The 11830-nt window shown below is 39.4% G+C and carries 12 protein-coding genes; 6 read left to right on the top strand and 6 right to left on the bottom strand.

What is annotated here, in order from left to right; all coding sequences use genetic code 11:
* Window positions 1-2: 2 nt before the first annotated feature.
* Both AC106S_RS11600 and AC106S_RS11595 read right to left on the bottom strand, forming a co-directional pair.
* Window positions 3-1127 (bottom strand): HmuY family protein, encoded by a 1125-nt coding sequence (locus AC106S_RS11600; RefSeq protein ID WP_482439237.1) that lies wholly within the window; start codon window positions 1125-1127, stop codon window positions 3-5.
* A gap of 11 nt (window positions 1128-1138) precedes the next feature.
* Complete coding sequence (locus tag AC106S_RS11595; protein ID WP_482439235.1) at window positions 1139-3274, bottom strand: TonB-dependent receptor plug domain-containing protein; 2136 nt, start codon at window positions 3272-3274, stop codon at window positions 1139-1141.
* A gap of 96 nt (window positions 3275-3370) precedes the next feature.
* Here AC106S_RS11595 and AC106S_RS11590 point away from each other — a divergent pair, with 96 nt between their 5' ends.
* Together AC106S_RS11590 and AC106S_RS11585 are read left to right on the top strand one after the other, a co-directional pair.
* Complete coding sequence (locus tag AC106S_RS11590; RefSeq protein ID WP_482439234.1) at window positions 3371-4189, top strand: choice-of-anchor J domain-containing protein; 819 nt, start codon at window positions 3371-3373, stop codon at window positions 4187-4189.
* 189 nt (window positions 4190-4378) lie between these two features.
* Window positions 4379-5683, top strand: a complete 1305-nt coding sequence (locus AC106S_RS11585) for a T9SS type A sorting domain-containing protein (protein ID WP_482439233.1) — start codon at window positions 4379-4381, stop codon at window positions 5681-5683.
* Window positions 5684-5765: 82 nt separating this feature from the next.
* Here the strand turns inward: AC106S_RS11585 and AC106S_RS11580 are convergent, their stop codons facing one another.
* From AC106S_RS11580 to AC106S_RS11565, 4 genes are all read right to left on the bottom strand, one after another.
* Window positions 5766-6056 carry a putative quinol monooxygenase gene (locus AC106S_RS11580; protein WP_482439232.1) on the bottom strand — a complete coding sequence of 97 codons (291 nt, stop codon included), beginning with the start codon at window positions 6054-6056 and terminating at the stop codon, window positions 5766-5768.
* A gap of 89 nt (window positions 6057-6145) precedes the next feature.
* Window positions 6146-7033, bottom strand: a complete 888-nt coding sequence (locus AC106S_RS11575) for a sulfite exporter TauE/SafE family protein (protein WP_482439231.1) — start codon at window positions 7031-7033, stop codon at window positions 6146-6148.
* Window positions 7030-7161, bottom strand: a complete 132-nt coding sequence (locus AC106S_RS11570) for a hypothetical protein (RefSeq protein WP_482439230.1) — start codon at window positions 7159-7161, stop codon at window positions 7030-7032. The genes AC106S_RS11575 and AC106S_RS11570 overlap by 4 nt, the downstream gene beginning before the upstream one ends.
* Before the next feature lie 89 nt (window positions 7162-7250).
* Window positions 7251-7658 carry an RrF2 family transcriptional regulator gene (locus tag AC106S_RS11565; protein WP_034743243.1) on the bottom strand — a complete coding sequence of 136 codons (408 nt, stop codon included), beginning with the start codon at window positions 7656-7658 and terminating at the stop codon, window positions 7251-7253.
* A 584-nt stretch (window positions 7659-8242) separates the two neighbouring features.
* Here AC106S_RS11565 and AC106S_RS11560 point away from each other — a divergent pair.
* The 4 genes from AC106S_RS11560 to AC106S_RS11545 all read left to right on the top strand — a co-directional run bounded on the left by AC106S_RS11560 (window position 8243) and on the right by AC106S_RS11545 (window position 11789).
* Complete coding sequence (locus AC106S_RS11560) at window positions 8243-9112, top strand: nucleoside hydrolase (RefSeq protein ID WP_482439229.1); 870 nt, start codon at window positions 8243-8245, stop codon at window positions 9110-9112.
* A 133-nt stretch (window positions 9113-9245) separates the two neighbouring features.
* On the top strand, window positions 9246-9674 hold the full coding sequence (locus tag AC106S_RS11555; RefSeq protein ID WP_482439228.1) for a DUF4268 domain-containing protein: 429 nt from the start codon (window positions 9246-9248) through the stop codon (window positions 9672-9674).
* Between the two features lie 533 nt (window positions 9675-10207).
* Window positions 10208-10861 carry a hypothetical protein gene (locus tag AC106S_RS11550; RefSeq protein ID WP_482439226.1) on the top strand — a complete coding sequence of 218 codons (654 nt, stop codon included), beginning with the start codon at window positions 10208-10210 and terminating at the stop codon, window positions 10859-10861.
* 106 nt (window positions 10862-10967) lie between these two features.
* Window positions 10968-11789: a YegJ family protein gene (locus tag AC106S_RS11545; protein ID WP_482439224.1), complete on the top strand. Its 822-nt coding sequence runs from the start codon at window positions 10968-10970 to the stop codon at window positions 11787-11789.
* Window positions 11790-11830 lie beyond the last annotated feature (41 nt).

Here is an 11830-nt window from a genome sequence, read left to right as displayed (position 1 = left end):
TATTATAAGGGTTGGTATTCGAACTGAGGGAAACCGCGTTCTCCTGCTACTCCGGTATTATCGGTTTCACTTTTTGTAAATCTTGTGAATTTCAGTTTAAAGTAGTATCCTTCCGCATCTTTAATAATGTAGAACCGGTCTCCATATACTTCAAGGCCGTTTTCTCCGACAGGATTTCTCCAGTTTCCACCAATGACGCGGTGGTCCTTGTAAACAAGCTTAGACTGAACCACATCTTCCAGTTTGAAATTGTTGTAGGCATTAATTCCGGAACCTGAAGTAACGATCACTTCATAAGCTCCTACTCCTCCAAGATTATTATTATTTACAAAATCTGCATAAATATAGCTTCCTGCTCCTTCAATAACGTTCGTAAATACGGTGAAGCACAGATCCCATTTATTTTTTTCCGGCTGGATAAATACCTGCTTTTTATTTTTGAGGCTCACAAAACTGTAATTGTAGGCGAAATTTTTCTCAACGATCACTTCATAATAATTACTGCCGTCAAGGTCAGCTGATTTTACCTTGTAGGCATCTCCCGATCTTACAATCTGGACTTTTTTCCAGCCTCTGCTCGCTCCCCCCGTCGTTGCTGAACCTACGGCTACTGAACCGGTATAGATTTCTTTCCCCATGTTTACCAGATAGATTCCGTTTTCTGAATCATCGGCTTTGATTTCGGCAATTGCAGTATATCCGTATGGATAGTTTCCTTTCACATCATCAATATATACCTCATTCGCGGGATTAAAATTGGCCACCTGAACCTGGCTCTTCAAAGAAGCTACGCTGGCATCTGTTACCTGATCCAGAGTGGTTGCATTAGGAATTTTAGCGGCTGCCATCATGATGGAAGAATTTAAAACAACCTTAAATTCACTTCCGGAATAAAATGCCAGGTCCCAGTCTGTTCTCCGGGTGAAGGTCTGTACAGGACCTTTAGTTTGAGGATCAATTTCACTCAGGTCAATCCACACCTGGTTGGGCTGTGTAGCTCCCCCTACGGTAGGATTTCCTATGGCTCCCTGAACCGGAGCTACGGCTACCGGGTCTTCATTATCGCTAAGACACGACTGAAAAACAAATGAAGTTCCCAACAAAAGACAAAATATTATTTTTTTCATTCCAGTTCTTATTAAAAATTATAGTTTAGACGGGCAAAATAGCTTCTGCCATAGAACAGGTTCTGGTTACCGGCTCCGGCATTGTGGCCGTCACCGGCAATGGTGGTATTCCTTATGGAAGAAACGTTGAAAATATTTTTTATTCCTAAAGCCAGTTCCAGATGATTGTTGAGGAAAGGCTGGGAAACGGTAAAATTCATCATATTGAAATCACCGATCTCTCCTAAAACATATGCTCCCGGATCCAGCGGATCTTTCGAATTTATTTTATGGGTATACTGTCTGCTCACTCCGGAATATTTATAATAAAGAGCGAAAAGAGTCTGTGTTTCAGGCAGTGTATAATTGGCCGCAAAATTGGCTTCCAGATAGAAATTAAAGTCGTTGGGAGAGGAAACATTTCCGGTATTCATCGCCTGGGAAATCCCCATTACGGAAACTCCCGCATTCAGGCTTAAATTATCTTTTTTCACATTGATGCTTTCTCCAAACAGCAAAGATTTATAGTTATCAATATTCAGATAGGTATATTTCAGGGGGCTGTTGCTGATGATAACACTTTCAATCCTGTCTTTCACATCCAGATACATTCCTGAGGCACTCAGATTGAAAATCCAGCCGCCGGTACTTTTTAAATTATAATCCCAGAACAGCCCGATGGAGAATCCCGTTTCCGGCTTCAGGTTCTGATTTCCCCTGATATCATGGTTGTTATCTACCATAAAGGTGTACAGTTCGTCATAGGTAGGAAATCTGTTTGCAGAGCCAAAAATTCCGCGGATATCCGATTTTTCAGAAAAACTGTATCTTGCCGTTAATGAATAATTGAACTGGGAATCGAACCGGTCGCTTAAGGCCAGTCTTGCTCCCGGGCGCAGGGAAAAACCATTGGTGACCTTCCACTCTGCCGATAAGAAATTGGCATAATTGAAAATGGTTCTGTTGATATCTTCTTTTCCGGTACTTCCGAAAGTCCCCGTGGTACTGCTGGCAAAACCTTTCGTCCTGTCGAGCTCATATCCCAGCTGGAAATTAATTTTTTCACTATTCAGGAAGTTGCTGAACATCCCTCGTGAATATAAAACCTCGGATTTATAATACGTTTTTTTATCATCCCTTGATTTTTCAGTCCTGTTGGGAACATCATATTGGTAATCCTGGAATTTTCTTTCCTGATTCTGATATGAAAAATCCCCGGTATAGTTTATTCTTCCCAGTTTAGTCTGGATATTGAACTGATGAATCCATCTTTTGGTAAAATAATCTTTATCATTAGCTATATAAGTCCTGTTTCCTCCTCCCAATATATCCACATTCACGAGAGGGTTATAGAAATTCACCGTTTCCGTAAGAAAATTGACTTTATAGAATAGGGATGTATTATTTTTCGCATAACGCACTGCTGCATTGGTGATGAGCTGGTCTTTCGGCTGCCATTCGTAACCTCTGAGTGCTTTATCGGGATCAAAGAATTTATATCCCTGAAGTTTCCCTTTATATCCCTGAAAATCGTTATGATTAATATCTGCCGTTACAGACCAGTTGTCAGATATCCTGTATCCTACATTCAAAGACTGAACATGGCGTCCGTTTCCTTTTTTAAACCAGTCATAATCTTTCCCGACTGTTTCCTCCTGTAATGAGGCCTGAATATTTAATTTTTTCGAATAATTTTTCTTGGTTATGATGTTGATCACTCCTGCTACCGCATTATTTCCGTATTCCACACCCATTGAACCTTTTACAATCTCAATGCGCTCGATATTATTTACGTTAAGTTTGGTAAGGTCTACAAGGTTTCCCATTCCCTGATCGCTTACAACAGGAATATTGTCAATCAGAATTTTAGTGTACTCTCCGCTTAATCCCATTATACTGGCATTGGAATCGCCGCTGCTTCTGTCAGGCTGTATTAAAATATTCAGATTCTGATTAAGAACCTCCGCTACGTTGGTAACGGCCATATTTTTTATCTGTTCTGCCCTGATAACCTCTACTTTATAAATGGATTTATTGATAGACTGCTGAGTATATTGTCCGGTAACAACCACCTCGTCTATTTTCTTCTGATTAAGAGAATCTTTTTCCTGTGCATTCACCCATAGAACGGCAGATAATGACAGTATGGAAAGTACCTTCTTCTTCATAGACACAAAAAATTTTCGACAAATATAATGCTTTATTTAGAACAATTAAAAATAAAATGTTATTTTTGTGGAATAATTCTAAATAAAAATAACGTTATGAAACTAAAACTACTTTTAGGAACACTGATATTAACAGCCTTTACAGCAAATGCACAGGTAGCAACGCTTAATGAGAACTTTAATAATTTCACGACAGGAAATACCACATTTCCACAGGGTGGCTGGTCCGCAGTAGTTGCTCCCATCACGGGCTCCTTTCCTCCGGTATCTCCACGAATGATTGTTGCAGCTCTTGAAAATGATAACAATCAAAGATTTATACAGTCTTATGCAGGTAATAACGGCTCTGCTCCCTCATACCTGATCTCTCCTCAGATTGAAGCACCGACAGGCAATAAAACCCTGACGTTTACCACTACTCTTGTTTCACCTTCTCCCGGCCCCGGGACCATCCAGATCGGATTGACAACAAGCCCTACCGACATGACTACTTTCGTACCTGTCGGAAATCTTATCAATGTTACCACCATTGGAGTTGTACAGAATATCAGTGTGAATATTCCTGCTTCTTCAGGTTCTTATATTGTTTTCAAGTTTACCCCTTCCGCAACTCACGTAGCTATACAGGTGGATGATGTGGTTTATAATACTACCGGAAGTCTGGCGGTAAATGATGTAAACAGAGTAAAGGAAAACTTCAGATTTGCCGTTAATCAGGAGAATACGGCACTGGAATTTATTACAGAAAAGGCTCCTAAAAATATCCGGATCTACTCTGCTTCAGGACAAAAAGCTGCTGAAGGAAAACCGGAAGGGCAAAGATTCAGCATCAGCGGGCTTCAGACAGGAGTTTATTATATGATGGTTGAAACCGCAGATGGCTCACTAGTCAAATCAAAATTCATCAAGAAATAAGGTTGATCAGACCATTTTACCTATACAGCCGGATGTTCATAATTCATCCGGCTTTTTCTTTAAGGAAAACACAGATCAGGAATCCAAAGTAAAAACACGATAAAAATCATGTTTTTATTTAGAATGATTAAAAATAATTAATATACTTTTGTGGAATCATTCTAAATAACAAAGCAAAAAAAGAGCATTATGAAAACACAATTACTTTTGGCTTCACTGTTAACACTGGGTGTTCAGCAGACTGTTTTATCCCAGACCGATGCCAACGGATACACCACTGTGAATATGACGATGGGGCCTCAGTACCAAAACAGGGTATTTTTTGATCTTGGAACCCATACTACGGTTTCTCAGACTGCCAATACATGGGATATCGCTTTTTACAGAGCTTCCAATACCAACTTCGGAACAAGGATCAATGATGCGCATGATATCAAGGTATATCAGGCTTCAGACGACCCAGCAGCATGGAACAGCATCACAAGCAACAGCATAGCTTCTTATGGTGCCCCGCTTTTCAATCCGGACAATACCACATCCATACAGACCGGTGCCTTTGAACAGGGTTCCGCTGCTTACGGCTGGGGAGAATACAACCCCGGCAGCCACCATGTTGAGGGTACTGTGATCTTCATCCTTAAATATGCTTCAGGAGCAAGTGTAAAATTCATGATTGAGGATTATTACGGCGGTTATACCTTTAAATATGCAAAATGGAATACAGCGACCTCTTCGTGGGATGCTACCCAGACCAAAACAATAGCTAACGGATCCGATGATGCTTATTTCAATTATTTCTCTTTCAATACAGGTGAAAAAGTAGCCAGTCTTGAACCGCCGAAAGCCAGCTGGGATATGATGTTTACACGATTTTATACGGACTATCCTTATACAGACCCTGATACCGGCCAGCAGCTTACGATGAAATACAGAATGTCGGGAGTTCTTCAGAACCCGGCCATCAGCGTTGCCAAAGTACAGCCGGAGACCCAGGAAACGGCTGCCTCAGCCATTCCTGCCACCACTGCTTTCTCAAAAAACATCAGTACGATAGGATATTCATGGAAACCTACGATGGGAGCACCATTCTCAAATGTGGTTTATTATGTAAAAAAAGGTTCTGATTATTACAGAATGTACTTTACATCAAATGAGGGCGCCTCAACCGGAAATATGTATTTCAAATACAAAAAAATAACGGCCAGCTTAGGCATTACTGAGGTAAGTAAAAAGGCATCTTTCGGAATCTATCCGAATCCTGCGGCTTCCGACAAAAAAGTAACGGTTCTCTTTGATGTAAAAGAGAGAGCTGATAACAAAGGTAATGTAGAAGTATATGATCTCACCGGGAAAAAAGTATATTCAGCTGAGCTTACCAACCAGGCCGGTTTTTACAGCCAGGATCTGAATCTGTCTCATCTGACTTCCGGAAATTATATGGTAAAAATTACGTATGGAGGTCATACGGAAACCAAAAAGCTTATTGTAAAATAACTCAATTTTAATACTTTCTATTTTTTCTAATCAAAAGGCGGCTTCAGAACTCTGATAGCCGCCTTTTATTTTGTTTTAAAGATCAGTAAATCTTAAAGCCTTTATACACTTCCACCGAACTTTCCATGATTTTTGAAGCATCTTTACGGAAATCCAGAAGATGATCCTGCCCGTTATGCCTGTTATGATGCTCAACACTTTCCCAGAGTTCGATCAGAAAGAAGGTTCCCTTATTGTCTTTATCTTCAACAAGGTCGTACTGAAGGCATCCCTCTTCTTTTCTTGTTTCTTTTACCAGGTTCTGAAAAAGCTCCACAGCTTCCATCAGATAATTTTCGTTGAACTTAAAAAGTGCTACGATATGTAGATTCATATTCTATTGTTTTGTGGTGTAAAAGTAAAATATTTTCAAAACCGAAAGGTATTTTAAGGAATTTTATTTTTCCACAGGAAACGTTTTTTTCAACTCAGTACTGATTTATAAATCGTTATACAGCTCATTATAATCACCAGACTACCGATGATGAGAAACATTTTTTTTACGGGAAGCTTTGCGGTAAGCATTGCGGAAAAAGGTGCCGTAACAATTCCGCCGATCAGAAGCCCCAGAATAATGTTCCAGTGCTGAATTCCCAGTGTAAAAAAGAAAGTAACAGCCGCGGTAAGGGTAAGGATAAATTTGGCTACCGTGGAACTTCCCACCGCAAACCTGGGTGTAAAGGCATTTTTAATCAGTGTTCCGGTTACCAATGGCCCCCAGCCTCCTCCGGCAAAAGAATCTATAAATCCACCGACCACTCCCAACCGGGTAAGACGGGTCTTTTTTTTCATAGCTTTATCCTGTTTTTCCTTAAAAGCATTCGACAGGATTTGAATGCCAAGATATAAGGTATAAAAAGCGATAATGGTTTTAGTGATCTTCGCATAATACTCTCCGAGATAAGTAAGACAGACGGCTCCGATCACAGCACCGATAACTGCAGGAACTGCCAGCTTTTTCACCAGGCTTCGGCTTACATTTTTCAGTCGGATATGGCTCACACTTCCGGCCGCCGTCGTAAAACTTTCAGCAGAATGAATGCTTGCACTTACAATATGGGGCGGAATATTCAGGAATAAAAGTGTTGTCGTACAGATCACTCCATATCCCATTCCCATAGATCCGGCTACGATTTCAGCCAGAAATCCCACCAGAAGCATCCAGTAAAAAATATAATTGTCTTTCGCCAGAACAGCCTTCAGTTCCTCAAGATACCCTAATCCATATAACGCTGAAACAATTACAGACAGCACTGCCGCAGTAATGAAAAACACGTTCAGCCTCAGCTGTACTTTTCTCGTAATCATCATAACTTTTTCAGCGCTTTTTCTTTGGAAGCAATAACTTCAGTATTCAGCATAAGGAAGGCTTTACCTTTTTGATGGCAGGTATACCATGCAACAGTATTCAGGAGAGTGATATCTTCTTTTGAAATCATAGTTCAGTTCATTTGAAGTATTGCAAATATCCAATAAAAATATTACTCTACAAAAAAAGTAGACTATTTATTCAAAAAAAAGGACCGGGTCAATCGACCAGATCCATTAAAGTTTTTTTCTCTAAAATATTCAGCGACGCATCGCGTACTTCTATGAGTACATCATGCAGCCCGCAGTGATCTTCATTGCAGTCTTCGCATTTTTCATAAAAATTCAGACTCACACAGGGCAGCATAGCAATAGGTCCGTTTACCAGACGGATAATCTTGGCCAGCTTTACGTTTTCAGGATTTTCTCTTAAAAAGTAGCCCCCTCCTTTTCCTTTTTTACTGTCAAGGATATCCGCTTTTTTCAGTTCCAGCAGGATATTTTCTAAAAACTTTAACGGGATTTTTTTATGTTCGGCAATTTCGGAAATAAGAACCGGGCCGTCATTCCTTTTTTCTACCAGGTACGACAGCGCTTTAAAAGCATATTGGGATTTTTTTGAAAGCATTACAGCAAAAATAAGAAAATTGTTTGAAATGTATAAAAAGATACAAAAAAGTGAAAATGAAGAGAAAAACCTGTCAAAAATACACGAATGATTTTGGATCGTCTTTATTTGCCGGCTGATTTTGCAGTTGTTTTGATTTTACGGTTGCTGGTTTGCGCAAGGTCCCATTTTTTCCTCGCTTCATGAGAATAAGGCACTAAGATTTTATCTTCGATAAAGTTTACTACTGTATTACTTTCTGAAAATCCTTGATTTTCTTGCGTCTTAAAACGTCAGCATCATCAAAAACTTTTGCGCCATTGCGTTTTCCAACCCCGGGGATTGCTACGGATGCACCAATCTTTTTGCTTTTAAGTTTCCCTCGGATCCGGCAGGTTGAGAAGATTTTTTAAACAGCGATAAATAAAAAAAGATTTTTACATCTTAAATAAAGTTATACAGGAAGAGTTCTAAGCTAAAAACTGCTAAAGCATGAAGAACTTTTATACCTTATAAGCAGGATTTAAATGAATTATAGAAAATTTAAACAAGTTATTCCTATCTTTGCTGCCGAAAAATAATAACCTAAACAAGAAAACTACTCTATGCAGCCCAAACTGCCTTTCCATTTTGATATGGAAACTGCCGATCCTGATGATTCCATGACTCTCGCTGTTTTAGCAACTCATCCGAAAGTTCACCTGGTAAGTGTTTCCGTGCATCCGGGCGGGACAGATCAAATTGGTGTTGTACGCCGTATTTTACAGATCCTTGACCGGGAGGACGTACGCATCGGAGCCGGAACTCCCAAATCTACGGCCAGCCGGGTTTCCGGTTTTCACAGGAAATGGATCGGAAATTACGGACACTCAGAAGCTGATGATACTGCGGCAAACATTATGGCAGAAACGCTTCGTCAGTTTCCCGACTGTACTTTATTAACCGGTGCAGCACTTACGAATCCACATGCTTTATTCGAGACGGGAATTTTCTTTGACCGCTGGTTTTGCCAGGGAGGTTTTGCAGGAGACAATATCATCCCTCAGGAATACCGTCTGGAAAAATTCGACGGAAAACGAACCTGTGCAACTTTTAACCTGAACGGTAATCCGCTTGCTGCCGAATCGCTGCTTTCAATCCCGATGAGCGAAAGACGCATGATCAGTAAAAATGTATGTCATGGTGCCATCTTTACCAAAGCAGATGCCGAACTGCTTGCTCCGTTCCGCAGCCATAATAAAGGTCTCAGCCTGTTTCTGAAGGCAGTAGAACTGAAAGAAAAAGCACTTCACGACACCGTAGCTGCTTTACTGGCCATCGATCCTTCAAAAGCAGTCTGGGCAGAGGTGATTCCGTATAGACAAAAGGGAGAATGGGGATGTGTGGAAGCAGAAAAATATCCTGAACAGCACTCATCACTGATCACGACTTATATTCCAGACTTAACGGATCTCTGGATGGTGATCAAACCTTAAATTATAAGTAATAAGTAATAAGCAATAAGCAATAAGTAATAAGTAATAAGTAATAAGTAATAAGTAATAAGCAAATCTACTCGCTTTTCCTTTCCTATTTGCCTTTTCCCTATTAAATTCTTAAGTTTGCCTTATGTTCAGTAAGCAGGAAGCACAGCAGCTAAAAAAGGAGTTTTGGACGGCCTTTGGAAGATCTTTTCCCAGAAAGTGGATCTTATATGATACGAAGATCAAGGATATGTCGTTCAAATTTTATGCAGATAACAAAAAAGCAGAGGTTTCCCTGGATATAGAGATGAAGGATGAAATTTTCCGGAATGCCTATTATGAAAAGATCTGGTCTCTGGAGGATATTCTGAGAGATTTTATAGGAGATTTTCAGAAGGAGGAATATTTTACGCTGGACAACGGAAAGGTCATCAGTAAGATCTGGACTGAAAAACATGGAGTTTCTGTTTTTAACAAAAATTCATGGCAGGAAATATTTGAGTTCTTTGTAGAAAAGATGGACGGGTTTGAAAGGTTTTATTATGAATATGAAGACTTCATTAAAGATGTATAATGCAGCTGTCTGAGAACTGTACAGCCTTCAGTCTTATCTTTCCGATGCCCGGTTCTCCGTAACGGCATAAATTTTCACCCTGAAAACCTATAAATTTATCATAAAAACATAATTTCATCGGTTTAATTCTCTGATTTTAAATATATTTGAGCTTTCAAAAAACTAACTATGACAATTGACAACAAAGCTCTCTTTTATTCAGGAACAGATCCTGTATCATCATAACATATTCCCGGATTTATTATTTTTCTTAAAAGTTACACTTTAAAAACATATATTTTTTATAAAGAAAGTACATCTGACATTTTTATCATCTATTTTCTGAAAATTTAAACCGAAACAGGAAATAATTATTGATGTAGTTCAATATTGAATAGGCCGGATGAGGCCTACCTTTACAGGTTTGTAATCTGCTTAACCTATGAAAGAAAATTCCATCTAATGGGAAACAGAAGTCAAAAGGGTTCTCACCTGTCTCTGTTTTTTTTAAAATAAACACACTATCTGATAACTATAATTTACACAATTAATCCATGAAAAAAGTATACAAAAATATTTTCGGCGAAGTAATTTCAAAAGCTGAAGCAGAAAAACTGGATGACTATCATCTCTATTATTATGAGAAAGGTTCTGAAAGAGTAAAAGAGATTGAGTTTCTGACCGAAGATGAAATATACAGCATCAATTATTTTATGAATGATACGGAAGACGAAGAACAGGTATTCAACTATCTGAAAGACAAGTCTGAACTTTTTGATATTGAAAAAAGAGAATCTGCCGGAGATTTCGTTATTGCAACCAATAAAGTATATTCATTATCCTCAGATGAAAAACCTCTGATTTCTAAAACGATATTTTACCATGATGATCCGGAAAATTTTATCTGTTCCCAGATTATTGATAACGATACCCTGAAACCCATCATGGAAAGAACTACAAAATGCTGGTATACCACTGATAAAAACGGTGAAAAGTATGCAGCCATAGAATTCAGCTATCAGGAGGACGGAAAACTGGAACTTGCCGTAGACAAAACCCCGGATCCTGAAAATGAACTGAACTGGGAGCATTATGATTACAGTACTTTTCAGGAACTTCAGAACCGGTTTTCAACCGATATAAGCTATTATAAAACAGCGGTGCTTCTTCCTAAAAATCTGGTTCAGGAAGAAATTACATCTTATTAAGAAGCGGCTTTAAATATATTTTTGTATTTTCAGGAGTAGAAGCAGGTTTCTATTCCTGAAACCTGAGATCTGTAAACAGATTTCTATTATTAACCCAATAATCACTATGGAAGAAAATTCATTTATTTTTACCGATGGCAGCGATCCAAAAATGATTGAAGCCTACCGAAAAGCCCGGGAAACTTTTAAATATTTCTGGCGTGAACAGTCCTGGGAATACCGGAGAATTATCCCCGGCCTGAATCTTTCCTGCGTAAAAGCTCCTTTCAGTGAAAAAGATCCGGAAACCGGAGAAACGGTTGTAGAACATATGTGGATCAATGATATTGATTTCGATGGAGACACGGTGAGCGGATACCTGATCAACGAGCCCAATAGTCTCACTCATATCCGGGCCGGAGATCATTTTTCAATTCCGGTGAATGAAATCAGTGACTGGCTGTTTGCCATTACCACGGCTGAAAAAAAACAGAAAGGACTGTCAAAACTGTTTTCATCTTCTTCTCCTTCACGTCCTAAAACTTATGGAGGATTTACCATTCACAAAATGCGTTCCGACATGTCTGAAGCGGAAAGAAGAGAACATGACGATGCCTGGCAGCTGGATTTCGGGGATTTCAATGAAATTGAAGTGGTGAATGATGAGAAAGAAAAACCGGAAAACCTGATTGAGCACCCGATGAGTAAAAATATGAAAGAGAAATTCATGCAGTTTATTCAGGAATATCCGGATGAGCTGACCAACATGGATGATAACGGACTGAACCTCCTCCACCGGGAAACTATTGCTGGAAACCTCACTTCCGTACAGGGAGCCCTAGAAGCGGGAGCAGATAAAAATATCAGATCAGGAAACGGAAAAACAGCCCTGGACTATGCCCGGCAACTTCAGTGGGACCATATCATCCCGGTTCTGGAAAATTATTAATCAGGAGAGGCTTATGCTTCTCTTTTTTATTGACATGAATA

The organism is Chryseobacterium sp. FR054, from assembly GCF_056844565.1.
This window is presented reverse-complemented; position numbering and strand designations above follow the sequence as displayed.